This window comes from Streptomyces sp. NPDC111802, assembly GCF_055634335.1.
Map to the genome: position 1 here is coordinate 39588 of NZ_JBVKCZ010000022.1, position 24475 is coordinate 64062.

At 71.0% G+C, this 24475-nt stretch carries 24 protein-coding genes and 1 pseudogene; 14 read left to right on the top strand and 11 right to left on the bottom strand.

Annotated elements, in window-relative coordinates; genetic code table 11:
* The first annotated feature begins 12 nt into the window (after window positions 1-12).
* Complete coding sequence (locus ACZ7NC_RS24325; protein WP_471491173.1) at window positions 13-876, top strand: Fpg/Nei family DNA glycosylase; 864 nt, start codon at window positions 13-15, stop codon at window positions 874-876.
* 27 nt (window positions 877-903) lie between these two features.
* Here the strand turns inward: ACZ7NC_RS24325 and ACZ7NC_RS24330 are convergent, their stop codons facing one another.
* From ACZ7NC_RS24330 to ACZ7NC_RS24340, 3 genes are all read right to left on the bottom strand, one after another.
* Window positions 904-1557 carry an anti-sigma factor family protein gene (locus tag ACZ7NC_RS24330; protein ID WP_471491175.1) on the bottom strand — a complete coding sequence of 218 codons (654 nt, stop codon included), beginning with the start codon at window positions 1555-1557 and terminating at the stop codon, window positions 904-906.
* Window positions 1558-1708: 151 nt separating this feature from the next.
* The gene (locus ACZ7NC_RS24335) at window positions 1709-2224 is read right to left on the bottom strand and encodes a hypothetical protein (protein ID WP_471491177.1); all 516 of its coding nucleotides are present in this window, start codon (window positions 2222-2224) and stop codon (window positions 1709-1711) included.
* 146 nt (window positions 2225-2370) lie between these two features.
* Window positions 2371-2916, bottom strand: a complete 546-nt coding sequence (locus tag ACZ7NC_RS24340; protein WP_471491178.1) for a sigma-70 family RNA polymerase sigma factor — start codon at window positions 2914-2916, stop codon at window positions 2371-2373.
* 213 nt (window positions 2917-3129) lie between these two features.
* Between ACZ7NC_RS24340 and ACZ7NC_RS24345 the strand changes: the two genes are divergently transcribed.
* On the top strand, window positions 3130-4275 hold the full coding sequence (locus ACZ7NC_RS24345; protein ID WP_471491180.1) for a CapA family protein: 1146 nt from the start codon (window positions 3130-3132) through the stop codon (window positions 4273-4275).
* A 25-nt stretch (window positions 4276-4300) separates the two neighbouring features.
* Here ACZ7NC_RS24345 and ACZ7NC_RS24350 read toward each other — a convergent pair whose 3' ends face one another.
* Window positions 4301-4774 carry a MarR family winged helix-turn-helix transcriptional regulator gene (locus ACZ7NC_RS24350; RefSeq protein WP_471491182.1) on the bottom strand — a complete coding sequence of 158 codons (474 nt, stop codon included), beginning with the start codon at window positions 4772-4774 and terminating at the stop codon, window positions 4301-4303.
* Window positions 4775-4831: 57 nt separating this feature from the next.
* On the opposite strand from ACZ7NC_RS24350, the gene ACZ7NC_RS24355 reads away from it, so the two are divergent.
* Entirely contained in the window at window positions 4832-5668 is an 837-nt protein-coding gene (locus ACZ7NC_RS24355; RefSeq protein ID WP_471491185.1) for an alpha/beta fold hydrolase, read from the top strand.
* Between the two features lie 60 nt (window positions 5669-5728).
* On the opposite strand, the gene ACZ7NC_RS24360 is transcribed toward ACZ7NC_RS24355, so the two are convergent.
* Window positions 5729-6190, bottom strand: a complete 462-nt coding sequence (locus ACZ7NC_RS24360; protein WP_471491187.1) for a universal stress protein — start codon at window positions 6188-6190, stop codon at window positions 5729-5731.
* A 67-nt stretch (window positions 6191-6257) separates the two neighbouring features.
* Here ACZ7NC_RS24360 and lysX point away from each other — a divergent pair.
* Window positions 6258-8040: pseudogene (gene lysX, locus ACZ7NC_RS24365) on the top strand (bifunctional lysylphosphatidylglycerol synthetase/lysine--tRNA ligase LysX); the annotation flags it as partial.
* A gap of 115 nt (window positions 8041-8155) precedes the next feature.
* Window positions 8156-9016, top strand: coding sequence for a polysaccharide deacetylase family protein (locus ACZ7NC_RS24370; RefSeq protein ID WP_471491189.1), 861 nt, complete (start codon window positions 8156-8158; stop codon window positions 9014-9016).
* A gap of 29 nt (window positions 9017-9045) precedes the next feature.
* On the opposite strand, the gene ACZ7NC_RS24375 is transcribed toward ACZ7NC_RS24370, so the two are convergent.
* Window positions 9046-9711 carry a class F sortase gene (locus tag ACZ7NC_RS24375; protein ID WP_471491191.1) on the bottom strand — a complete coding sequence of 222 codons (666 nt, stop codon included), beginning with the start codon at window positions 9709-9711 and terminating at the stop codon, window positions 9046-9048.
* Between the two features lie 332 nt (window positions 9712-10043).
* Between ACZ7NC_RS24375 and ACZ7NC_RS24380 the strand changes: the two genes are divergently transcribed.
* On the top strand, window positions 10044-10535 hold the full coding sequence (locus ACZ7NC_RS24380) for a hypothetical protein (protein ID WP_471491192.1): 492 nt from the start codon (window positions 10044-10046) through the stop codon (window positions 10533-10535).
* A 125-nt stretch (window positions 10536-10660) separates the two neighbouring features.
* On the opposite strand, the gene ACZ7NC_RS24385 is transcribed toward ACZ7NC_RS24380, so the two are convergent.
* The 3 genes from ACZ7NC_RS24385 to ACZ7NC_RS24395 form a co-directional block, all read right to left on the bottom strand.
* Window positions 10661-11164 (bottom strand): hypothetical protein, encoded by a 504-nt coding sequence (locus tag ACZ7NC_RS24385; RefSeq protein WP_471491193.1) that lies wholly within the window; start codon window positions 11162-11164, stop codon window positions 10661-10663.
* Window positions 11165-11407: 243 nt separating this feature from the next.
* Window positions 11408-12172 carry a bestrophin-like domain gene (locus ACZ7NC_RS24390; RefSeq protein ID WP_471491195.1) on the bottom strand — a complete coding sequence of 255 codons (765 nt, stop codon included), beginning with the start codon at window positions 12170-12172 and terminating at the stop codon, window positions 11408-11410.
* A 15-nt stretch (window positions 12173-12187) separates the two neighbouring features.
* On the bottom strand, window positions 12188-12784 hold the full coding sequence (locus ACZ7NC_RS24395; protein ID WP_471491196.1) for a hypothetical protein: 597 nt from the start codon (window positions 12782-12784) through the stop codon (window positions 12188-12190).
* A 370-nt stretch (window positions 12785-13154) separates the two neighbouring features.
* Here ACZ7NC_RS24395 and ACZ7NC_RS24400 point away from each other — a divergent pair, with 370 nt between their 5' ends.
* The 3 genes from ACZ7NC_RS24400 to ACZ7NC_RS24410 all read left to right on the top strand — a co-directional run bounded on the left by ACZ7NC_RS24400 (window position 13155) and on the right by ACZ7NC_RS24410 (window position 17352).
* On the top strand, window positions 13155-14129 hold the full coding sequence (locus ACZ7NC_RS24400; protein ID WP_471491198.1) for an SCO0930 family lipoprotein: 975 nt from the start codon (window positions 13155-13157) through the stop codon (window positions 14127-14129).
* A gap of 278 nt (window positions 14130-14407) precedes the next feature.
* Window positions 14408-15220, top strand: a complete 813-nt coding sequence (locus tag ACZ7NC_RS24405) for an SAM-dependent methyltransferase (protein WP_471491199.1) — start codon at window positions 14408-14410, stop codon at window positions 15218-15220.
* The gene (locus tag ACZ7NC_RS24410) at window positions 15217-17352 is read left to right on the top strand and encodes a putative bifunctional diguanylate cyclase/phosphodiesterase (RefSeq protein ID WP_471491201.1); all 2136 of its coding nucleotides are present in this window, start codon (window positions 15217-15219) and stop codon (window positions 17350-17352) included. Before ACZ7NC_RS24405 ends, ACZ7NC_RS24410 begins: the two co-directional genes overlap by 4 nt.
* Window positions 17353-17654: 302 nt before the next feature.
* Here ACZ7NC_RS24410 and ACZ7NC_RS24415 read toward each other — a convergent pair whose 3' ends face one another.
* Window positions 17655-18539 carry a LysR family transcriptional regulator gene (locus ACZ7NC_RS24415; RefSeq protein WP_471491202.1) on the bottom strand — a complete coding sequence of 295 codons (885 nt, stop codon included), beginning with the start codon at window positions 18537-18539 and terminating at the stop codon, window positions 17655-17657.
* Between the two features lie 119 nt (window positions 18540-18658).
* Here ACZ7NC_RS24415 and ACZ7NC_RS24420 point away from each other — a divergent pair, with 119 nt between their 5' ends.
* From ACZ7NC_RS24420 to ACZ7NC_RS24440, 5 genes are all read left to right on the top strand, one after another.
* Complete coding sequence (locus tag ACZ7NC_RS24420; RefSeq protein WP_471491251.1) at window positions 18659-19330, top strand: succinate dehydrogenase; 672 nt, start codon at window positions 18659-18661, stop codon at window positions 19328-19330.
* A 1-nt stretch (window position 19331) separates the two neighbouring features.
* The gene (locus ACZ7NC_RS24425; RefSeq protein WP_471491204.1) at window positions 19332-21284 is read left to right on the top strand and encodes a fumarate reductase/succinate dehydrogenase flavoprotein subunit; all 1953 of its coding nucleotides are present in this window, start codon (window positions 19332-19334) and stop codon (window positions 21282-21284) included.
* Complete coding sequence (locus ACZ7NC_RS24430) at window positions 21281-22027, top strand: succinate dehydrogenase/fumarate reductase iron-sulfur subunit (protein WP_471491205.1); 747 nt, start codon at window positions 21281-21283, stop codon at window positions 22025-22027. Before ACZ7NC_RS24425 ends, ACZ7NC_RS24430 begins: the two co-directional genes overlap by 4 nt.
* A gap of 296 nt (window positions 22028-22323) precedes the next feature.
* Window positions 22324-23094: a GNAT family N-acetyltransferase gene (locus ACZ7NC_RS24435; protein WP_471491207.1), complete on the top strand. Its 771-nt coding sequence runs from the start codon at window positions 22324-22326 to the stop codon at window positions 23092-23094.
* A 65-nt stretch (window positions 23095-23159) separates the two neighbouring features.
* Window positions 23160-24083 (top strand): lysophospholipid acyltransferase family protein, encoded by a 924-nt coding sequence (locus ACZ7NC_RS24440; RefSeq protein WP_471491252.1) that lies wholly within the window; start codon window positions 23160-23162, stop codon window positions 24081-24083.
* 88 nt (window positions 24084-24171) lie between these two features.
* Here the strand turns inward: ACZ7NC_RS24440 and ACZ7NC_RS24445 are convergent, their stop codons facing one another.
* Complete coding sequence (locus tag ACZ7NC_RS24445) at window positions 24172-24294, bottom strand: hypothetical protein (RefSeq protein ID WP_471491208.1); 123 nt, start codon at window positions 24292-24294, stop codon at window positions 24172-24174.
* Window positions 24295-24475: the final 181 nt, after the last annotated feature.

Consider the following 24475-nt stretch of genomic DNA (forward strand, 5'->3'; position numbering starts at 1 on the left):
CACTCTGGACGTATGCCGGAACTCCCCGAGGTCGAAGCGCTCAAGGACTTCCTGACCGACAACCTGGTCGGCCATGAGATCGTCCGTGTGCTGCCCGTGGCGATCAGCGTCCTCAAGACGTACGAGCCCCCGGTCACCGCTGTCGAAGGTCACGAGGTCACCGCCGTACACCGCTACGGCAAGTTCCTGGACCTCCAAACGGCCGACGGCCCCCATCTGGTGACCCACCTGGCCCGCGCGGGCTGGCTGCACTGGAAGGACCAGCTTCCCAGCGGTATGCCCCGCCCCGGCAAGGGACCGCTCGCGCTGCGCGTGGCGCTGGAGACCGGCGCGGGCTTCGACCTGACGGAGGCCGGCACCCAGAAGCGGCTCGCGGTGTACGTCGTCCAGGACCCGCGGCAGGTCCCGGGCGTGGCCCGGCTCGGCCCCGACCCACTCGCCGACGACTTCGACGAGACGAGGTTCGCGGCCCTGCTGAAGGACGAGCGCCGCCAGCTCAAGGGCGCCCTGCGCGACCAGAGCCTGATCGCCGGGGTGGGGAACGCCTACAGCGACGAGATCCTGCACGCGGCCAGGATGTCGCCCTTCAAGCTCGCGGCGTCACTGACCCCCGAGGAGACGGCCCGGCTGTACGACGCCCTGCGGACGACCCTCACCGAGGCGGTCGAGCGTTCGCGCGGGGTCGCGGCCGGCCGCCTGAAGTCCGAGAAGAAGAGCGGCCTGCGTGTCCACGGCCGCACCGGCGAGGCCTGCCCGGTCTGCGGCGACACCATTCGCGAGGTCTCCTTCAGCGACTCCTCGCTCCAGTACTGCCCGACCTGCCAGACGGGCGGGAAGCCGCTGGCGGACCGGAGGATGTCGAGGCTGCTGAAGTAGTGCGCGACCGGACGGCGGGGGAGCGGTTCAGCGGGGTTCGAGCGTCACCAGATGCTCCCCGTCCGAGGTTCGCACCTCGTAGCGCATGATCTCTCCGCTGTGCAGGGCCGACGCGCCCATCATCGTGTTCTCACGGGCGTCGTGGTGCGCGGCGGACCAACTGGTCACGGTCTCCTCCGAGCCGTCCCGGCCGATGGCGACCAGATGGCAGGGGCGGGGGCCCGCGCCGTCCTTCACCTTCAGCTCGACCTGGGTGCCGTAGGCCTCGTCCTCGGTCGTGACCTGCGCCCACACCCCGGACCGCTCGTCGGTCGCCTCGACGACCCGTACGGCCCCGCCGTCACCGCCCGCCATCATCGCGACGCCGGGCGCGGCGAGGGCGATCACCACCGACGCTGCGACGGCGTAGAACGTGCGCCGGCGCAGGGCGCGATGGCGGACCGCCACCGCTTCGAGCAGCCGGTTCAGCATCTGCGGTCCCGGCTTGGCCATGGGGTGGACGAACTGGGGCGTGGCCCGCCGGTACAGCATCAGCTGGCGGGTGATGGGCCCGAACTCGGTCACGTGTGCCGCACAGCGAGGGCACTCCATGAGGTGGTCCTCGAAGCGGAACGCCTCCGCCTCGTTCAGCACGCCGAGCGCGTACGCGGCGACGTCGCGATGCCTCTCCAGGGACCTCATGCCGAATCCTCGTGCCGTTGGGTGCGGGGTGGGTTACTCCTTGCGCCCACTGGTACGCACCAGACAGTCGAATCACTCAAGCCCCGCACAGAATCGCAACCCTGGGATTCGGAGCGGTCGGCGCCGAGGATTGGTCCCAGGAGAAAAGAACTCAAAAAAGATGGATGGCGAGGTGCCCGAGCGGCAGCCCGAGCTGCCACGCCGGCGTCCACACCTTCGGTCCCTCGTCCTCACCGCCCGGGGCGCCGCCGCCCGGTACCGCGTTCAGGTCGGGCGCGAGCAGCTCGGTCTCCTGGAGCCAGCGCCACGCCGCCTCGGCCAGCTCCAGGTCGGGCGCGGGCCCGCCGGACTCGGCCGCCTCGGCCGCGAGTGCCGCCATGCGCTCGCGCACCCAGTCCTGCCACGGCTGGTCGTAGGCCGTCAGCGACAGCCAGGTCTCCAACTGGGTCACCACCCGGATGCCGGAGAGCTCGCCGTCGGTGTCGGACAGGAAGATGGTCAGCGCCAGGGCGTCACGCCCGGCGCGGAACTCGAAGGACGTCGGCGGCATCAGGTCGCCGGTGCGCAGGAGCTCGTCGGCGATGTACTCGGCGTACAACCACGCCATGGGGACGGTCAGTTCACCGCCACCGGTGCCGTCCGTGCTCTCCTGACCTCTGTGCAGCATCCCTTCCTGCCTTCCTCCGGTGAGTGCGTCGCCCTACCCCGGGGCCCTGGGCCGTGGCCCAATCCGGAACACGGATGAGGACAGCCGATTACTCAACCGGGGTGTTCAGCAAGGCGCTTTACGGAGGTTTGACTCGGCCTTCGGTTTCACCGCAGGTCGGCCGCATATCCGGGAAGCACCCGGCGCAGGGCGCGCAGCGCATAGTACGCGCGGGACTTCACCGTACCGGGCGGAATTCCAAGGGTTTCCGCGGCCTCCGCCACACTCGCCCCTTGGAAGTACACGAGCACCAGGACTTCACGGTGCTCCGGAGTGAGTGTCTTCACAGCCTCGCGCACATCGAGCATCTCGGCGGCCCGCTCGGCGTGGTCGGAAATGACACGCGCGTTCTCCAGGATCGCGTCCCCGACCTCCGGCGGCCGTGCCTGCCGTGCCCGCCGCGCGTCGATGGCGAGCCGTCGCCCGACGGTCATCAGCCAGGGCCGTACGGATTCGAAGTCGTCGGCGCGCAGGGCCTCGGGATGCTGCCAGGCGCGCACCAGCGTCTCCTGGACGAGGTCCTCGGCGCGCTGCCGGTCGCCGTCGCAGAGCCGGAGCAGGAGCGCGAAGAGGGGCCGGCCGTGCTCGCGCTGCAGTGCGGCGAGCTCGTGCTCGGCGGTCGTCCCGTTCGTGAGGGTGGTTCCGGCCGTCATGGCCGTATGGCATCGCAGGCGGCAGTTCTCGGACAGGGAGCACGCACGGATCTGCGGCGGACGGTCGATCGCGTCGGCGAACGGTTCGACGAACGGTTCCTTCCGCAACCCGGGGCGAGCCGGACGGGCTAATGGAAGCGGTCGGATTGTTTGCGGGAGTGCTCTATTTCGTACCTATTTTGGTGCGTATATACGACCGCAAGGGGTGAGCTGATGATCGCACGCAGTCGGCTCGTGGCCATCGCTGTCACGGCCGTCCTCGCCGCAGGAGCCGCCTGCCAGGCCCACAACCGCGAGGCCTCGGGACGCCCGGCCCCCTCCGCCGGCACCCGCGGCTTCACCCTCGTCGCCTCCGGCGACGTCGTCCCGCACACCCCGATCATCGACCGCGCGCGCTTCGACGCGGGCGGCAGGGGATACGACTTCCGCCCGATGTTCGCCGGCGTCCAACCCGTGGTCTCCCGCGCCGATCTGGCGCTGTGTCATATGGAGACCGTCTACGGAGAGAACGGCGAGTACACCGGCTACCCCCTCTTCAAGTCCCCGCCGGAGGTCGCCCGGGGTCTCGCCGCCACCGGCTACGACGGCTGCTCCACCGCCTCCAACCACAGTCTCGACGACGGCGCCGCCGGCATTCTGCGCACCCTGAACGCCCTCGACCGGGTGAAGGTGCGGCACGCCGGCACGGCCCGCGCCGAGGGTGAGGCGCGCAGTGTGACGGTGCTGCGCGCGGGCCAGGCCAAGGTCGCGCACCTCGCGTACACCTTCGGTGTGAACGGCCTTCCGCTCCCGCCTGGGCAGCCCTGGGCTGTGAACCTGATCGACCGGGAGAAGATCCTCGCGGAGGCCCGGGCCGCCCGGAAGGCGGGCGCCGACGTGGTCGTCGTATCGATGCACTGGGGCACCGAATGGCAGGACGCCCCCGACGACGAACAGGTGAAGCTGGCCCGCGAACTCACCGCCGCCCGCTCCGGCGACCGCCCCGACATCGACCTGATCCTCGGCACCCACGCCCATGTCCCGCAGGCGTACGAGAAGGTCAACGGCACCTGGGTGGTCTACGGCATGGGCGACCAGGTCGCCGGCGCGATGTACAACCAGCAGGGCGTGCAGGACCCGCGCGCCAACCAGTCCACCCTCGCCCGCTTCACCTTCGCCCCGCCGAGCCGGGCCGGCGGCCGCTGGGAGGTGTCGAAGGCCGAGTTCATCCCGCAGCTGTTCGACATCGACGCCGGGCGCGTGCTCAATCTCAACCGGTCCATCGCCCAGGGCGCCGAACTGCGGGGCGTACGGGACCGGATCCGGGAGGTCGTGCTGAGCCGGGGCGCGGGGGAGGACGGGTTGGAGATGGGGGAGTAGGCAGGGAAGCAGGCGCGGGAGCGGGTCAGTCCACGTCCACGTGGTCGAAGGTCTTCAGCATCTCCTTGAGCACGCGCACGCACGCCCGGAGCTCGGCGTCGGTCAGCTCGCCGGCGACCTGCCGGTTCAGGGTGTGCTCGCGCGCGAGGATCGCGGTGATGACGGCCTCGCCCTCATCCGTGATCCGGATCAGCGAGGAGCGCTGGTGCGCGGGATTGGGTGTGGCCTCGACCCAGCCCCTGGCCATCGCGTCGTTGACCATACGCTGCACGAACTGCCGGGTCAGCGCCATGACCCGGCCCATCTGAGGCACCGTCATGGGCCCGTATCTGCGCAGCAGCACCAGAACGGAGCGCACGCCGACTGACACCCCCTCGACCTCCTCGCCCTGCTCGAGCTTGCGCAGGCCGCGCCGGTAGAGCGCGCCGATCAGGTCGAACACCTCGCTGACCCGGTGACCGAGATCGTCGGGGGAGAGGGGCGTGTTGGAGTCGTCCACCGGGCCATCATGACACCTGGGTTGCCAAACTCTCCAGAGAATGACACCTTGGTTGTCATGACGACAGCAACGACAGCTACGACTGCTTCGGATCTGCGCTTCTTCGCCTCCCCGGACGGCGACCTCGCCTACCGCGACGCCGGGGCCGGGGACCTCGTGGTGCTGGTGCACCCCGGGTACGTCGACCACCGTGTCTTCGACGACCAGATACCGGCCCTGGTCTCCGCCGGTCACCGCGTCATCGCGGCCGATGTGCGCGGCCATGGCTTCTCCGCCAACGCGAGCAAGCCGTTCCGGTGGGCCGACGACCTCGGCGGTCTGCTGCGCCATCTCGACGCGGGGCCCGCGGTCCTGGTCGGTGCGTGCATGGGCGCGGCGGTCGTCACCGACACCGCCCTGGAGTACCCCGAGCTGGTGCGCGCGGTGGTCGTCAGCGGCGGTGGGACCAGCGCGTTCGAGCACTCCGACCCGTGGACGCGGGAGCGGGTCGCCGAGTCGGCACGCATGCTGGGCGCCGGCGATGTCGCCGGCTGGGTCGAGGCCTTCGCCAAGAACGTGGCCGGACCGCACCGCGCCGTGGACGAGGTGGACCCCGACGCCGTGCGCAGGATGCGGGAGATGGCGATGCACACCGTCGCCAAGCACACCGCCGACGAGAAGGACTGGTACGTGCCCCTCGCCGACCCGTGGAGCAGGGTGCCGGAGATCGACGTACCCGTCCTCGCCGTCCATGGCGCGCTCGACGCGGACGACGGCATCGAGATGGCCGAGCGGCTCGTCCGCAGCGTCCGAAACGGCCGCTCGGTGACCATCGAGGACACCGGGCACTTCCCCAACCTGGAGAAGCCCGAGGCCTTCAACCGGATCCTGCTCGACTTCCTGCGGACCCTGTGACGCCGTCGCCTCAGCGCGCGATCACGTAACTCAGGCCCCGCGCGCTGAGCGACGCCGGCTCTACGGCACCACCGTCACCGGCCACCGCCCGGCCTTGACCAGCCGGATCGCGACGGAACCCACGATCCGGTGCCCGGCCTGCTCCGACGCGCCCACCACCACCGCGTCCGCCTTCAGATCGTCCGCCGCCTTCACCAGACCGTTGTAGGGGTCGCCCTGGAAGGTGTGGAACTCCCAGCGGACGTCGAACGTCCCCTTGAGCCGCTCGGTCGCGTCCCGGATCTGGGCGATCAGATCCTCGGCGATCTCGCTGGTCGTGTCCGCGACCGGCGCCCCCAGCGCGGCGCCCGCCGTCATCACCGGCTGCACGTACACGAGGGCGAGCAGAGCGTTCTGCCGCCGGGCGAGGCCGGCGGCGTAGGCGGCCGCGCGCATCGAGGAATCCGAGCCGTCCACCCCGACCACGATGACCTTGGGCCCGTCCGTGCCCCGCTCGAACCGGTGCGTGTGCTGTTCCGTCACGGCAGGAGGCTATCGGAAGCCCCAGGTACCGCTCCCGGCCGGGACGCTCGACGGGCGAGGAGGTCTCTTCGAGGAGGGCGCGCGCATCGGCGCCGGACCCGTGCTGCGGCTGTGGCGGCGCCTGTTGCTGTTCTTCTCCAAGTGGTGGCAGCTGGAGGCCCTCTACCGCTCCAACGCCAAGTACAACCCGCAGTGGTTCCCGCGCTTCATCTGCTACGGCGAGGCCGCCTCCCTCGCCCGGATCGGCATGGCGTCCGGCATCGCCGAGGGATTTGTCTCCGTACCTTCCCTGCACAAGCTGCGCAGGAAGGGGCACCCGAGGAACGGACCGCGCCCCGCCACCACCGAAGGACTGCCCTCGCTGGCGGCGCTCGGCCTCGCAGGAGGGGACGGGGCCGGGGCGGACGGGCCGGATGCGGGCCTGCCCGAGCAGGTCCGCATCCGGCACCACACCCTCGACCGCCTGCGCGCCGACGGCGTCGACCCCTACCCGGTCGGCATCCCGGCCCGCACTTACGCCCTCGCCGACGTCCGCACCGGCGAGCAGGTCACCGTCGCCGGGCGGATCATGCTGGTGCGCGACTTCGGCGGCATCGTCTTCGCCCTGCTGCGCGACTGGTCGGGGGACCATCAACTCGCCCTCACCCGCAAGGACTCCGGGGCCTCCCCCGACCGCTTCACCGCCGACACCGACATCGGCGACCTCATCAGCGCCACCGGCCTGGCCGGCGTCAGCGACAAGGGCGAACCGACCGTGTTCGTCACCTCCTGGCAGCTCGTCGGCAAGTGCCTGCGCCCGCTGCCCGACAAGCGCCGCGGCCTCGCCGACCCCGAGGCCAAGGTCCGCATGCGCTATCTCGACCTGGTGTCCAGCCCCGTCGCCCGCGACGTGCTCCGCGCCCGCTCCACCGCGTCCAGGCGCTGCGCCAGGGCCTGCTGCAACGCGGCTACCTGGAGGTCGAGACACCGGTGCTCCAGCAGATCCACGGCGGCGCCAACGCGCGGCCCTTCACCAACCACATCAACGCCTACGACCTCGACCTCAATCTGCGTATCGCGCCCGAGCTGTATCTCAAGCGGCTGTGCGTCGGCGGCGTGGAGAAGGTCTTCGAGATGGGCCGCACCTTCCGCAACGAGGGCGTCGACCACAAGCACAACCCCGAGTTCACGATCCTGGAGGCCTACCAGGCGTACGCCGACTACGACGTGATGCTCGACCTCGTCCGCGAGCTGATCCAGGGCTGCGCGACCGCGGCCTTCGGCGCACCGGTCGCCCGCCAGGACGGCGAGGAGTACGACATCTCCGGGCAGTGGCCGGTCAAGACGGTGTACGGCGCGATCTCCGAGGTGCTCGGGGAGGAGATCGACCCCGACACCGAACTGCTCCGGCTGCACCGGCACTGCGACCGTGTCGGTGTGCCCTACATCGCCGACGACGGTCACGGCGATGTCGTCCTGGAGATGTACGAGCGGCTCGTCGAGGAGAAGACCCGGCGGCCCACCTTCTACAAGGACTTCCCCACCGACGTCTCCCCCTCACCCGACAGCACCGCACCGACCCCCGGCTCGCCGAACGCTGGGACCTCGTCGCCTTCGGCACCGAACTGGGCACCGCCTACTCCGAGCTCACCGACCCCGTCGAACAGCGCCGCCGCCTCACCGACCAGTCCCTGCTGGCCGCCGGCGGAGACCCCGAGGCCATGGAACTCGACGAGGACTTCCTCGACGCCCTCGAATACGCCATGCCACCCACCGGTGGCCTCGGCATCGGCGTCGACCGCCTGGTCATGTTCCTCACCGGCCTGACGATCCGCGAGACCCTGCCGTTCCCCCTGGTGCGCCGCCGCTGACCGGTCTCACCGACCCCGCCGGCACCGCCCACCAGGTCGGCCGGGCGAGTGCTTTCGCGCGTCCGTTCCAGTGTCGTACTGGTGAGTCAATCTCTCGCCGGGCGACTGATGAGTCATGACGAAGGATCAGTTGCCCCCGCGTCTGCTCACCCGGCGTCGTGCGCTGCTCGCCGGTGCCGCCGCCGTCGGGGCCGCCGGCACCGCCGGTCTGTTCACGACGTTCACGGGCGAGGCGCCGGTCCGGGGGGCCGCCGCCACCCAGGCGCCCGTCGCCGGCCCGCAGGTGCGCCCGCCGCTGAAGCCCTCCGCCTACCGCCTCCAGCCCCTGATGGGATACGGCCCGCCCGAAGCGGCGCCCCGCCGCACCCTCGTACGGCGTGCGCCCCTGCTGCGGGTGTCCGGACGCGGCCGCACCATGGTGCTGACCTTCGACGACGGACCCGACGCCCGCTACACCCCGCACATCCTGGACACCCTGCGCGAATACGACGTCCGCGCGATGTTCTTCGTGTGCGGCGAGATGGTCGCCGAGAACAAGGGCCTCGTGGCCAGGATGGCCGAAGAGGGCCATGTCGTCGGCAACCACACCTGGTCCCACCCGCTGCTCACCCGGCTCAGCCGCGGCCGGATCCGCAAGGAGATGGAACGCACCAGCGACATCGTCGAGGAGAGCTACGGCGAGCGCCCCGCCTGGTTCCGCGCACCCTACGGCGCCTGGAACCGCGCCGCCTTCCAACTCGGCGCCGAACTGGGCATGGAACCGCTGGGCTGGACGGTCGACACCCTCGACTGGACCACCCCGGGCACCGGCGCCATCGTCGAACGGATCCGCGACGGCGCCGCCCCCGGTGTCGTGGTGCTCTCGCACGACGCCGGGGGCAACCGCTCCCAGAGCGTCCTTGCGCTGCGCGCCTATCTGCCGCGGCTGCTGGATTCCGGGTATCACCTCACCGTCCCGGAACGGCATTACGCGTGACGAATTCCGCCGCCCGTCCGGGGAAACGCTCAGCGGACCTCGACCAGGCTGGCGAAAGCGACGACGTTCCCGTCATAACCGTTCTGCTTGGAGAAACCGCCGCCGCAGGTGATGACCCGCAATTCGGCGGTGCCCTTCGATGCGTAGACCCGGTCGCCGGGGAAGTTCTCCTTCTGGAACACCTCGATGCCGTAGACCTCGAAAACGGCCGTCTTTCCGTCCTTGCGGACGATCTCGACGCGGTTTCCCTTCGCGAGGGAACCGAGACCGTAGAACACGGCCGGCCCCTGCAAGTTGTCGACATGGCCGACGACCACCGCGGTGCCCTTCTCGCCGGGCGAGACGGATCCGGTGAACCAGCCCGCCAGATTGGGGTCCTCCGGCGGCGGCGCGCCGACCCAGCCGTCGATGTCCAGGCCGACCGGGATCGTCGGCGCGTCGACCTGGATCGCGGGGATCCTGACCCGGTCCGGCAGGGCGAACGGCAGTGGCCGCGCGGCCTGGGTGCGGACGACGCCGGGCAGCCGGTGGTCCGCCGCGGCTGCCGATGCGGGCTGCGGCGGACCCACGTCGAACTCGCCGGAGCCATTGCGGACGAGCGCGAGACCGGTCAGCAGGAACAGCGCTATCACGCCCCAGGGAGCGCGCTTCCTCCGCCGCTCCTCCTCTTCTTCGGCCAGCTCGAAACCGGACATTCGACTTCCCCTCTCGACGCGGCCGTCGCCACGTCATTCGCGCATACGAAAACGCTAAGTCGCGTGCGCGAAACCGGCGACGGGGCAGCGTCGAACGGGTGGCCCGAACTCCTTCGGTGCGCCATCCGAGTTGCCACCGGCCGGAAAATTCTGACGGTGCGTGACCTGCGGCAATTCCGATTGCGAGGGGATCCTTCGGCGTGTCCTCTCACCAGGACGGACCATCGCCGAAATGCGGCCTCGGGCACGGCAACTGAGGGTCTTTCTGGGAGGCGCTTTCTCGCCGATCGATACCGGGGACGGTTCCCGGGGCGTCTTCCGCGGAGGATCACATGCGTACTACTCGTACCCTGGCGGCCGCTGCCACCGCGGTCGCCGTTCTCGGCCTGGCCGCCCCGGCGGCCGCCGCGCGGGACGGCATGCCCGGCCCCAGCAACATCGTCGCCCTGCCCAGCGTCATCGCCCGCGGCGGGCAGCTGACCATCACCGTCGACGGCTGCCGGGAAGGCGGCACCGCGACCTCGGACGCGTTCCGGCCCACGACGCTGAGCCCGGTCCCCGGCGGCAGCACGGCGAGGGGAACCGCGACCATCGATCACCGCGCGAGGCCGGGTGCGCACAGCATCACCGTCAACTGCGGCGGCAGGACCCTGACGAGCCCGAACGCCTTCACCGTCATCGGCGGCGTCCGCGGCGGCCTCGGCGGCAGCACCTCCACGGGCGCGACCCCGACCGACATGGCCATCGGAGGCGGGCTCATCGCCGTGGCCATCGTCGGTGGCGGGGTGTTCTGGATGCGGCGGCGGGCGGAGAAGCGGATCTGAACCGCCGCCCGTCGCGGACGGGAGACAGGTCGCATGTGCACAGGCCTTCGCCCCGGCCCCCTGGTGGGGATCCGGGGCGAAGGCCTGATGCGGAGAGGGGGGAAGCGCGGCTGGTGCGGTGCGTGTCAGGCGCCGTCCTCGTCGGTGCGGCGCCGGGAGAGGTGGTACGCCGTCCCGAGCGCGCCCGTGATGAGCGCGGCCCCCAGCCCGATCTCCTTCAGGTCCAGCCCGGCGAGCGTGCCGCCCTCACCCGCGTGCACGCCGTGCTGCGGGTGGTCGGGCCGGTCCGGCGGGCCGCCGGCGATGGTGAGGTCGACGCTCTGCCAGAAGGTGCCGCAGTAGAACGACACCTCGTACACGGCACCCGGCCTGGCGTCCCGGTCGACCGTGGCCCTGGCCGTCGTCCGCCCCCGGGGGATGGTCACCGTGTCGAAGACCCCCGACGAGACGGTCACGCTCTGCTCGCAGCCCGTCGCGCGCAGCCCGACCTGCTCGCCGGGCTCGACGGTGGTGGGCCGGACACCGGCCCAGAAACCGGAGTTGTCGCCCTGCGCCTGGGCGGCGGGGGCGGTCATGGCGAGGGCGCTCACGCCCAGCAGTGCGGCAGAGGCGACGCGTATCGCGCGCATGGCGAGTCCTCCCGTCCCCGAGTAGCAGTCGCGGACCCTTTCCGCTCGCGCCAGAAATGCACCTCGGTGATCGGAACGCTAGGAAGGCGCGTACACCCGCGCGATCGGTGTCGTACGAATGGGGCAGGCGTGTGGGCCGCTCAGGGGACGGCGTTCCCGCTTCCGGGGGACGGCGGCGGCGTGGCGGCGTCACGTCGGGTGCCGTCACCCCCGGCTGTCGCCGTCCCCCTGAGTGAGGGGCTGTCAGCCGCCGCTGCCCGGGAAGAGCGCGAGGAACGGCTCCGCCGACGCGGTCACACCGCGGCTGTAGGGATCGTCGAAGTCCCAGATGAGGAAGAGCAGGAAGGCGATCAGCGCCGAGAACAGCCCGGCGAGGACCAGCTCGCGGGGCGTGCGCCGGATCTGGAGGGCGAACACCATCCCGATGGTGACGACACCTCCGGCGAGGAGTCCGAACCACACCACGCCCGGCATGGTGTCGCCGGTCGAGTTCGCGCGTGCGTTGCGCGCCTGGTCCGCCGCGGTCACCTGGTCGAGGAGCGGTTGGTAGGCCTGCGCCTCGAAGTCCGACCTGGGTTCGTAGTCGGTGACGTCCTCGCGGATGCGCTGGAGGAGTTCGGTGCCGCGGTCGGTGACGTCGCCGTGCTCGCTCATGTACTTCCACTCCTTGGTGACGACGTATCCGACATAGGCGTCGACATCGTCCCGAATGCGGTCGCGGACATCGGCCGGATAGACCCGGACGCGCTCCGAGACCTCGTGCAGCGCCACGGCCTCCGCCTGGACGTGGTCCTGGGCGGCGCTGCGCGCCTCCCACACGCCCGCGATGGCCAGGCCCAGCACGATGGCGTACACCACTCCGATCCACATCGTCATGTACTCGATGACGTCCGGGGTCTCGCTGGGATCCTCGTCCTCGGGGGCCGTGCGGTGCCGTACGAGGGTGATGACGACCACCACGGCGCAGGCGGCCAGCATCGCGAGGGTGAGAACAAGCCATTCCGGCAAGAGAGGCCTCCAGGGTCAGCGCGGACGCAGTGCGGCGACGGCGGCGATGGCCGGAACCGCGATGAGCAGGACGAAGGTGAGAGGCGACTGAGCGCCGTCGTGCGTGGCCCGCTTGTGCGGGATGGCGTGGTACGGCGGGTAGTTCACCGGGGTCGCGGACGGACTCGGAGTGGGTTTGACCGACGGCGTCGGGGTGGGGGTGGGTGTGGGCTTCGGCGTGGGGGTCGGCCGTGGGCGTGGCGGCGCGGGCTGGGGAGCCGGCTTGGCCGGGGGCGGTGGTGGCGGCGGAGGCGGCGGCTGCGGTTTCGGGGTGGGGCTCGATTTCGGCGGCGGCGGTGGGGTGGGTGTGGGCTCCGGGGTCGGTGTGGGGGGCGGCGTGGGTGTGGGCGTCGGGGTCGGGGTCGGGGTCGGCGTGGGAGTCGGCGTCGGGCACTGCGGAGGAGTCGGCCAGGTGAAGGAGCCGGCCACCGCGACCGCCCGCGCACCGTCAGGCCCGGTGTCGGCTACCGCGACCGCCTGTGCGCCGTCCGGCCCGGTGCCGGCGTACGCGCAGGACGTGGCCATGGCCGCGCCGGACGGCGCCGACACCAGGAGCCAGGTCAACGTGACCACCGTCAACACCCTTGTAGTCAGGGTGGATTGGGTAGGTTCGAGTGCATGCACGACGAAGATCCTGAGGCCATCGCGTGCCCCGGCGTGCCGGAGAACGGCTGGAATGCCCCGAACGGGCGACGGATGGCGCTCGAAAGGTTTGATCAGGGGGCGCGGCCGTAACCGCCGGGGGCGCACGCGCGTGCGACGGGAGGCGGGCGGAGTCACCGCGGTGATGGGGTTGTTCGCAGCTGTGACGCCGGTGCCGTCACAGGTTCCGGAAAGAAATTTGTGCCTCGGTTGAACACGACAGTGGCTCTCCTGCGTACCTCTTGTCGTGCGGCGGCGCAGCAGGGCGCTGCAACACCCTTGTGATTATGGGGAGTTGACGATGAAGACCTCGTGGCGGAGCGCCTCGCTCGTGGTGAGCGCCGTGGCGGTGGCGGCGCTGACGACGGCATGCGGCTCGGAAACCGCCCCGCCGGCGAGCAGCCAGAACGTGGGTGCGACAGCCGCGGCCGGTGGTTACGGAGAGGGCACCGGCCTCGGATCCGGTTATGACGCGGGCGCGGCGGGCCAGGAGAGCGCCGCCACCCAGGCCGCCTCCGCCGGTGAACTGACCGTGGCCACCAACGCGGAACTCGGCGAGGTGCTGACCGACAGCGACGGAATGACCCTCTACCGCTTCGACAAGGACGTCGCCGAGCCGCCCAAGTCGAACTGCGACGGCGACTGCGCCACCAAGTGGCCGCCGGTCCCCGCGAACGACGCCACGGCGGGCGTGGGCATCGACAAGAACAAGCTCGGCTCGGTCACCCGCACCGACGGCACCAAGCAGCTGACCATCGACGGCTGGCCCGCGTACCGCTACGCGAAGGACACCCAGGCCGGCGATGTCAACGGCCAGGGCGTGGGCGGCACTTGGTACGCGCTCGCCCCCACCGGCAAGAAGGCGCAGGGCGGGGCCGAAGCGGCCGATCTGCCCGGTCTGTCCACGCGCAAGGACACCAAGCTCGGCGAGATCGTCATCGACAAGAACGGCCACACGGTCTACCGCTTCATGAAGGACTCGCCCTGGCCGATGAAGACGGCCTGCACCGGCGAGTGCCTGGACAAGTGGCCGGTCATCGCGCCGGTCGACGCCGAGGACACCGAGGGCATCGACCTGGCGGGTTCCGGCCCCAGGGGCCAGGGCTACGTGGTCTTCGACCGGCCCGACGGCATCAAGCAGCAGACCATCGACTGTGTGCCGATCTACACCTTCGCCGGTGACAAGAAGCCCGGCGACACCAACGGTCAGGGCGTCGGCGGCACATGGTTCGCCATCCGCCCCGACGGCAAGCCGGTCGGCGCCTCGGAGCAGTAGAGATCGCTCGACTCACCGGTCCGCCCCCTGAAGCTCCACACAGGGGGCGGACCGGTTTGCCTGCATTCACCGTGGTTCTTCGCCCTCTTTCACCATGGTTCGGAACTCTGTGGAATGCTTCGGATACTTTTCGTAGAGGGTGCGAGGGGCGTCAATTCGGCACGTGCCACTGGCAGTGACCGGGAACGGATGGTCAATTTCCGTTTCCGCTCGCTCCTTTGGCGGGCGATCAGTAGCCTCAGCTCGAACACCGGATCGCCTACGCCTTGGAGAGATAGATGGAGCGTCCCGCCTGGGCCCCCCGGAGCATCGACATCTCGGTGCCCAGCGTCTCGCGGATCTACGACTACTACCTGGGCGGTTCGCACAACTTCGAGGTCGACCGGGAAGCGGCCCGCAAGGCCATGGACTTCATGCCGGGCCTCCCCAAGATCATGCAGGCCAACCGGGCGTTCATGCGCCGCGCGGTGCGCTTCGCGGTGAACGAGGGCATCACCCAGTTCCTGGACATCGGCTCCGGCATCCCGACGTTCGGCAACGTCCACGAGGTGGCCCAGGCGGCAAGCCCCGGCGCGCATGTGGTGTACGTCGACCACGACCCGGTCGCCGTCGCGCACAGTCAGGCGGTGCTGGCGGGCAACGACACCACGGACGTCGTCGCCGCGGACCTGCTCAAGCCCCAGGAGATCCTGGCCAGTTCCGAGGTCGAGCGCCTGATCGACCTGAACCGGCCAGTGGCGCTGCTGCTCGTTGCCATACTGCACTTCGTGGAGGACGAGGACGAACCCTACGAGGCGGTGGCCCAGCTGCGCGACGCGCTCGCCCCCGGCAGCATGCTGGTGCTCACGCATGCCTCGTACGAGGGCATCCCGCTGCCCGAGGAGCGGGCCAAGGGCACGGTCGACGTGTACAAGGACATTCGCAACCCGCTGATCATGCGCTCGCGCGACGAGATCGCACGGTTCTTCAAGGGGTACGACATGGTGGAACCCGGACTGGTGCCGATGGCGCACTGGCGGCCCGACACCGCACTGGAGGACGAGGATCCGTGGGCCTTCTCCGGGTTCGCCGGCGTGGGGCGTACGGCGTGAGCGCGGGGCCGGACGGGCCGGAGGACAGACTGCGCCGGTTCGCGACGATCTGGAGCCGGGCGGTCTTCCCGGTGACCTCGACGTCGTCGACCCGGCCGGAGTTCGAGGAGCAACTGCTACCGCTGGCCCGGCGGTTGAGCGAGGCGCTCAGGGCCAGGACGTTCGACGCGGAGCAGGGCAGGGCGGTCGGCGCCGCGCTCGTCGGCGCGCACTGCACCGACCCCGAGGCGCTCAGCCGCTCGCTGGACTGCGTCGACGCCTACCTCGTGCTCTACTGCGGCGCCGACGGCGACCAGGAGGACCTGCGGGCCCGCTCGTCGCGGCTCCAGCACGCCATGGCCGCCGGGTTCGCCCAGGCGCTGCGCGAGCGGACGCTGGCCGAGCAGGAGGCGATCTCCGCGGCCGCCCTCAAGGCGCAGGGCGTGGTCGCCCAGGCCCTGCACGACACCGAGGCCCGCTTCCGCGCGGTGTTCGAGGGCGCGGCCATAGGAATCGGGATCGCCGACCTCGCGGGCAACATACTGCAGGTCAACGGCGCCCTGCTACGCATGTTCGGCGTCTCCGAGCAGGCGATCCGCACCCGCAACGTCAGGGAGTGGACCCACCCCGAGGACGCGCCGCAGACCTGGACGCTCTACGCCGAACTCGTCCGCGGCGAGCGCGAGCACTACCACGTCGAAAAGGCCTTCTACCGCCCCGACGGCACGGTCCTGTGGACCAACCTCACCGTCTCCCTGCTGCGCGACGCCGACGGCGAACCGCAGTACCAGCTGGCCCTGATGGAGGACACCACCGAGCGGCGGCTGCTCAACCTGCGGCTGCGCTACGAGGCCACGCACGACGCGCTCACCGGCCTGCCCAACCGCACCTTCTTCTTCGAGCGCCTGGAGAAGGCACTGGGCGCCGGGGAAGGCCAGCGGTTCGGACTGTGCTACCTCGACCTGGACGGCTTCAAGACCGTCAACGACAGCCTCGGCCACGCGGCCGGCGACCGGCTGCTCGTCGAGGTCGCCGACCGTCTGCAGTCCTGCGCCACCGCGCCCGGCGAGATGGTCGCGCGGCTCGGCGGCGACGAGTTCGTGGCGCTGACCACCGGCCCCGACACCGAGCGCGAGGTCGACGAGCTCGCCTCCCGGATCATGAACGCGCTGATCGCCCCGATCAGCGTCGACGGCCGGGAACTGACCGTGCGCGGCAGCATCGGCATCGTCGAGGGCCCGGCCGGGGAGCGCGGCCCGGCGGAGGTGCTGCGCAGCGCCGACATCACCATGTACCGGGCCAAGTCGGCGGGCGGCAACCGCTTCGAGCTGGCCGACCCGGAGGCCGACGCCCGCGCCATCACCCGGCACGGTCTGACCACGGCGCTGCCGACGGCCCTGGACCGGGGCGAGTTCTTCATCGAGTACCAGCCGCTGGTCCACCTCGGCGACGGCAGCGTGCGCGGCGCTGAGGCCCTGGTGCGCTGGCTGCACCCGCAGCACGGCGTCCTCGGCCCGGACCGGTTCATTCCGCTGGCCGAGCACACCGGGCTGATCGTGCCGCTCGGCCGCTGGGTGCTGGAGCAGTCGGTGTGTCAGGCCCGCGCGTGGCGAGAACGTCACGACGACGCCGGGCCCTTCCGCATCAACGTCAACCTCTCGCCCTGCCAGCTCACCCACCCCGGGCTGGTGCAGGACACGGTGGACATCCTGGAGCGCGCGGGTGTGGCACCCGACGCCCTCTGCCTCGAGGTCACCGAGTCGGCCCTCATCGGCGCCGACGACGACCTGCTCAAGCCCCTGCGCCGGCTCGCCGAGATGGGTGTCGACATCGCCCTGGACGACTTCGGCACCGGCTACTCCAACCTCGCCAATCTGCGCCGGCTGCCGGTGAGCATCCTCAAGCTGGACCGCTCCTTCACCCAGAGCATGCAGCAGTTCCCGGCCGACCCCGTCGACCTCAAGATCGTCGAGGGGATCGTCTCCCTGGCCCACGGTCTGAACCTCTCGGTGACGGTGGAGGGCGTGGAGACCGGGGCCCAGGCCGAGCAACTGCGCATACTGGGCTGCGACACGGCCCAGGGCTGGTACTACGCCCGCCCGGGCCCACCGGAGCGACTGCATGAGCTGGCGCTGGTGGACGCGACGGGGTGAGTGCCGTGAACAGGCCCTGAGGCTTCACGGCCCCTCAGGGTCAGCGGCCATACCGGGGTGTGCGGCTTGGTCCCGTCAAAGGGCTCCCAGGCCCACGGTCCGTTGAAACGCCAAGCCCGCCCGGCCGCGTCCGCGACGCGCGTGACAGCGTCAGCGACAGATGCGGCCGGGGCAGCCGCCCGGTCTCCAGCGGCGGAACGAAGCGGTCGACCCGGGCGACGCTGACGACGGTCGAGGAGATTCCGACCCGGCAGGTGTCCCCGGCCGTGAGGCGGTCCGCCGGCGGATCCGTACGGAAGGACTCAGCGTGCCAGCAACATGCGCTGCAGTTCCCGCGCCGCCCGCGGCGGGGCCACGTCGCTGCGGTGGGCCAGCGCGATCGTCCGGTGCAGTCCGGGCCGGGCCAGCGGGGTGACCCGTAGTCCCCGCCCCGACCGCGCGGCCACCATGCGCGGTACGACGGCCAGGCCCAGCCCGGCGCGCACGAACCCCAGCACCGCGTCCATCTCCCCGCCCTCCACCGCGAAGTCCGGCTCGAAGCCCTCCGCCCGGCACGCGGCGACGGTCAGTTCGCGCAGGTCGTAGCCGTGCCGGAACATCACCAGGCGCTCGCCCTCCAGATCGGCGATGCGTACGGTGCGCCGTCCGCCGCCGGGGCGGGCGGCCTCGGGGGAAGAGACCACCACCAGGTCCTCGCGCAGCAGCTCCACCGTGGTCAGCGCCGGGGACGGGCTCGGCAGGGGCAGCACGACCAGGGCCAGGTCGAGGGCGCCGCGCGCGAGCTGCCGTACCAGATCGAGCGAGCCGCCCTCCTCGATCAGCAGCTGGATGCCGGGATAGCGGTCGTGGAAGGCGCGCAGCACATCCGGGAGCAGGCCCGTGCACAGGCTCGGGGTGGCGCCCAGCCGGACCCGGCCCCGCCGCAGCTGCACCAGTTCCTGCACCTCGTGCCGCGCGGTGTCCGTGTCGGCGAGGATGCGCCGGGCCAGCGGCAGCAGGGCCTCCCCGGCGTCGGTCAGCGTGATGTTGCCCCGCGCCCGCAGGAACAGGTCCGCGCCCAGCTCCCGCTCCAGCGCCTTGATCTGCTGCGACAGCGAGGGCTGCGCGACATGCACCAGGTCGGCGGCCCGGGTGAAGTGCCGGGTCTCGGCGACCGCCACGAAGTACTGGAGCTGCTGGAACTGCATAGGGCCAGCATAGGCTGTGCCTATCGATACGAGCCGGACCATGTCTTGGACCGATGGGGTGCTCCGGCTCTAGCGTCCTGGTCATGGCTCTGGCAACGCGGACGGACCGACGGCCGTCCATGGCACGCACGGTGTGGGACTCCACCGTCGGCAAGAAGACCGTGATGGCCGTCAGCGGGCTGATCATGCTGCTGTACCTGGTCGTCCACATGATCGGAAACCTGAAGATCTTCTTCGGGGCGGGCGAGTTCAACCACTACGTGCACTGGCTGCGCACCGTCGGCGAGCCCTTCATGCACTACGAGTGGACGCTCTGGCTAGTCCGGATCGTGCTGGTCGTCGCCGTCGTCGCGCACGCCACGTCGGCCTACCAGCTCAGCCGCCGCGACATCAGGGCGCGCCCCAGCAAATACGTGCACAAGAAGCCGCGGGCCTCCTACGCCACGCGCACCATGCGCTGGGGCGGCATCATCCTCGGCCTGTTCATCGTCTGGCACGTCCTGGACCTGACGACCGGCACCGTGCACTCCGGCGGCTTCCAGGAGGGCCACCCGTACCAGAACGTCGTGGACACCTTCTCCACCTGGTACGGCAACGTCATCTACATCGTCGCGATGCTCGCCGTCGGCCTGCACATCCGGCACGGCTTCTGGAGCGCCGCCCAGACCCTCGGCGCCGGCAGCCGCACCCGCGACCGCGCCCTGAAAACCGTCGCCGACGTCCTCGCGCTGCTGCTCACGGCCGGGTTCATCGCCGTGCCCGTGGGCGTCATGACCGGAGTGGTGAGCTGACATGACCGCTGAATACGTGAACTACGAGACCGGCGAACCCGTCGTCGACACCAAGGCCCCCTCCGGCCCCGTCGGCGAGCGCTGGGACAAACGCCGGTTCGAGGCCAAACTGGTCAACCCCGCCAACCGGCGCAAGCACACGGTGATCGTGGTGGGGACGGGGCTGGCCGGCGGCTCCGCGGGCGCCACCCTCGCCGAACAGGGCTACCACGTCGTCCAGTTCTGCTACCAGGACTCCCCGCGCCGCGCCCACTCCATCGCCGCTCAGGGCGGCATCAACGCGGCCAAGAACTACCGCAACGACGGCGACTCCATCCACCGCCTCTTCTACGACACCGTCAAGGGAGGCGACTTCCGGGCGCGGGAGTCCAATGTGCACCGGCTCGCGCAGATCTCGGTGGAGATCATCGACCAGTGCGTGGCCCAGGGCGTGCCGTTCGCGCGCGAGTACGGCGGTCTGCTCGACACCCGCTCCTTCGGCGGCGTACAGGTGTCGCGGACCTTCTACGCCCGCGGCCAGACGGGCCAGCAGCTCCTTCTCGGCGCCTACCAGGCCCTCAGCAGGCAGATCGCCGCGGGCAACGTCGAGATGCACCCGCGCACCGAGATGCTCGACCTGATCGTCGTCGACGGACGGGCACGCGGCATCGTGGCCCGCGATCTCATCACCGGCCGTGTCGACACGTACTTCGCCGACGCCGTCGTACTCGCCAGCGGCGGCTACGGCAACGTCTTCTACCTGTCGACGAACGCCATGAACTCCAACGCCACCGCGATCTGGCGGGCCCACCGGCGCGGCGCCTACTTCGCCAACCCCTGCTTCACCCAGATCCACCCGACGTGCATCCCGCGCACCGGCGACCACCAGTCCAAGCTGACCCTGATGAGCGAGTCGCTGCGCAACGACGGCCGGATCTGGGTGCCGAAGGCCAAGGGCGACGACCGTCCCGCGCACCGGATCCCCGAGGACGAGCGCGACTACTACCTGGAACGCATCTACCCGTCCTTCGGCAACCTCGTACCCCGCGACATCGCCTCCCGCGCCGCGAAGAACGTCTGCGACGAGGGCAGGGGAGTGGGCCCCGGCGGACAGGGCGTGTACCTGGACTTCGCGGATGCGATCGTGCGCATGGGCCGTAAGGCCGTGGAGGCCAAGTACGGCAACCTCTTCGACATGTACCAGCGGATCACCGACGAGGATCCGTACGAGGTGCCGATGCGGATCTACCCGGCCGTGCACTACACGATGGGCGGCCTGTGGGTCGACTACGACCTGCAGACCACCGTCCCCGGCCTGTTCGCGATCGGCGAGGCCAACTTCTCCGACCACGGCGCCAACCGCCTGGGCGCCTCCGCGCTGATGCAGGGCCTGGCCGACGGCTACTTCGTCCTCCCGGCCACCATCAACGACTACCTCGCCCGCAACCCGCACCACGACACGGTCACCGACGAGCACCCCGCCGTCCAGGAGGTGCTGGCCGAGACCCACGACCGGCTCGACCTGCTGCTGGCCGTGGACGGCGACCGTACGCCGGACTCCTTCCACCGTGAACTCGGCGAGCTGATGTGGGAGTTCTGCGGGATGGCCCGCACGGAATCCGGACTGCGCAAGGCGCTGGAGCGCATCCCGCAGATCCGCGAGGAGTTCTGGCGCCGGATCAAGGTCCCCGGCACCGGCGAGGAGTTCAACCAGTCCCTGGAGAAGGCCAACCGCGTCGTCGACTACCTGGAGCTCGCCGAGCTGATGTGCCTCGACGCGCTGCACCGCAGCGAGTCCTGCGGCGGCCACTTCCGCGAGGAGTCGCAGACGCCGGACGGCGAGGCGGCCCGCAAGGACGACGAGTTCGCCTACGCGGCGGCCTGGGAGTTCACCGACACGGGCGCGGCTCCCGTGCTGCACAAGGAAGACCTGGTCTTCGAGTACGTCCACCCCACCCAGCGGAGCTACGCATGAAGCTCACCCTGCGCGTCTGGCGCCAGAAGAACGCCGACGCCGACGGCGCCATGTCCACGTACGAGGTGGACGGGATCTCCTCCGACATGTCGTTCCTGGAGATGCTCGACACGCTCAACGAGGAGCTCATCCTCAAGGGCGAGGACCCGGTCGCCTTCGACCACGACTGCCGTGAGGGCATCTGCGGCGCGTGTTCGCTCGTGATCAACGGCGACGCGCACGGGCCCGAGCGGACCACCACCTGTCAGCTGCACATGCGGTCCTTCAAGGACGGCGACACGATCGACATCGAGCCGTGGCGGGCGTCGGCGTTCCCGGTGATCAAGGATCTGGTCGTCGATCGTTCGGCGTTCGACCGGATCATCCAGGCCGGCGGCTACATCACCGCGCCGACGGGGTCCGCGCCGGAGGCGCACGCGACGCCGGTGCCGAAACCGGACGCCGACCTCGCCTTCGAGCACGCCGAGTGCATCGGGTGCGGGGCCTGTGTGGCGGCCTGCCCCAACGGGGCTGCGATGCTGTTCACTTCCGCCAAGATCAACCATCTGAACGTGCTGCCGCAGGGAGCGCCCGAGCGCGAGACCCGGGTCCTGGACATGGTGGCGCAGATGGACGAGGAGGGCTTCGGAGGGTGCACGCTCACGGGCGAGTGCGCCACCGCCTGCCCCAAGGGAATCCCGCTCATGTCCATCACCGGAATGAACAAGGAGTGGCTGCGGGCTGCGCGCAAGGTGAAACGATAGGACGGGACACCCAACAGACGTTCGCCGAAAGGTGCGGACGGGCGGGGTCGGGAGTGGTGCTCCCCGGCCCCGTCTCGCGCTTTTTCGGTCGCCAGGTGAACAGCACCGGACCGACCGGCTGACCGGTCGGGCACCGGAATGTGGACGACCGGTACCGGTTCGCGCCGTTCAACATCCGCACATCCACTCTCCTGGCACAGGTCACGCGTAGGCCAACCGGCATAGGAAGAACAGGGGCGGCACACCGCTCGCAAGCCCCCCGCTCGCCGTCCCCGGCCCGTGACCAGGAGTAAGCCATGACCGGCGTACTGACCGTCGACCGTCCCCCCCAGCCCACGGCGCCCACCCGTTACACCGTGGGCCTCGCTCGCAACGAGGAGGACGTGCGCGCCGCCCAGCGGCTGCGGCACGACGTCTTCGCCGGCGAGATGGGAGCCCTGCTGGCCACCCCGCAGCCGGGTCACGACATCGACGCCTTCGACGCGTACTGCGACCACCTGCTCGTCCGTGAGGAGGTGTCCGGACAGGTCGTCGGCACCTACCGGCTGCTGCCCCCGGAGCGGGCCGCGGTCGCGGGCCGGCTGTACTCGGAGGGCGAATTCGACCTCAGCAACATCGACTCCCTGCGCCCCAACCTGGTCGAGGTCGGCCGCTCCTGCGTCCACCCCGACCACCGCGACGGCGCCGTGATCAGCCTCATCTGGGCCGGCATCGCCCGCTACATGGTCGACCGCGGCCACGAGTGGCTGGCGGGCTGCTGCTCGATCCCGCTGGCGGACGGCGGCACCCTCGCCGCCGCGACCTGGGACCGGGTGCAGGCCAAGCACCTGGCCCCGGAGGAGTACCGGGTACGTCCGCTGCGCCCCTGGCAGCCGACTGCCTCCGCCCCCGCCACGCGCACCGAGCTGCCCGCCCTGCTGCGCGGCTACCTCCGCCTCGGCGCCTTCGTGTGCGGTGAGCCCGCGCACGACCCGGAGTTCGGGGTCGCCGACCTGTACGTGCTGCTGTCGATGCGCCGGGTCAACTCGCGCTATCTGCGGCACTTCCTCTCCCTCGTGCCGGCGTGACGGGCGGGGCGGCCATGAGCATCTCCTCCCTCGGTGCCGTCGGTGTCCCCACGGCGACCGCTCCCATGGCCGGCGCACCGGCCGCCGTCCGCACGAGCCACGCGCCCGACGCGGGGACCCTCTGGCGGCCCAGCGCCCCCTGCACCCCGCGCACCTGCATCGACGCGGCGGGAGCGACCAGAGCCGTTCCCCTGGCCGTCCTGCGGGTCGCGGCGGTCCTGTCCGTGCTGATCGTCGGAGTGCTGCTGATGCCGCTCGGCGGGCGGATACCCGCCGGGCTGGTGCGGCGCTGGTGCCGCTGGGTCGTACGGGCCGCGGGGGTCCGGGTACGGATCGACGGTGGCGCGGCGTCGGACGGCGGGCTGCTGCTCGTCGCCAACCATGTGTCCTGGCTGGACATCCCGCTGCTCGCCGCCGTGCGCCCGGCCCGGATGCTCGCCAAGTCGGAGATCAGGGGCTGGCCGGTCGCGGGGTGGCTGACCGCGCGCAGCGGCGCCCTGTTCATCGACCGGGACCGCATTCGCGCGCTGCCCGAGACGGTGGCCCGGATCGCCGGGGCGCTGCGGGCCGGGGAGGCGGTCGCCGTGTTCCCCGAGGGCAGCACCTGGTGCGGCCGTGCCCAGGGCCACTTCCGCCGGGCCGCCTTCCAGGCCGCCCTCGACGCGGGCGTCCCCGTGCAGCCGGTGCGCCTGCGGTACGGGGTCGCCGAGGGCGCGTCCACCACGGCGGCCGCGTTCGTCGGGCAGGACTCCCTGCTCGCCTCGGTGTGGCGGGTGACGCGAGCACGCCGGCTCGTCGCCGAGGCGGAGGTGATGGAGCCGATCATGCCGGGCTCCCGCCCCGACCGCCGTTCCCTGGCAACGGCGGCCGAAGCGGCGGCGCTACCGGGTCAGCGTCAGGTCCCGGCCATCGTGCCCCGCCCGGCGCCCGCCGTCGGCGCCGAACAGCCGTCGGTTGTGGTGCCGTCGTGTGAGCCGCTCACGGCATGACCTGGGCGAGGTAGGGCGCGGTCGCGCTGTCTCTGGCCCTGGCCACCTGAGCGGGCGGACCCGCCGCCGCGGTCCTGCCGGGGCAGTGTCAGGTCCCGGTCCCCGCTCCGGAGCGCTTCGTGCCCCGCCCGGCGCCCGGCGGCTCCACCGCGGCGCCCGCCGTCGGCGCCGAACGGCCGTCGGTTGTGGTGCCGTCGTGTGAGCCGCTCACGGCATGACCTGGGCGAGGTAGGGCGCGGTCGCGCTGTCTCTGGCCGCGGCCACCTGAGCGGGCGGACCCGCCGCCGCGGTCGTGCCGGGGCAGTGTCAGGTCCCGGTCCCCGCTCCGGAGCGCTTCGTGCCCCGCCCGGCGCCCGGCGGCTCCACCGCGGCGCCCGCCGTCGGCGCCGAAC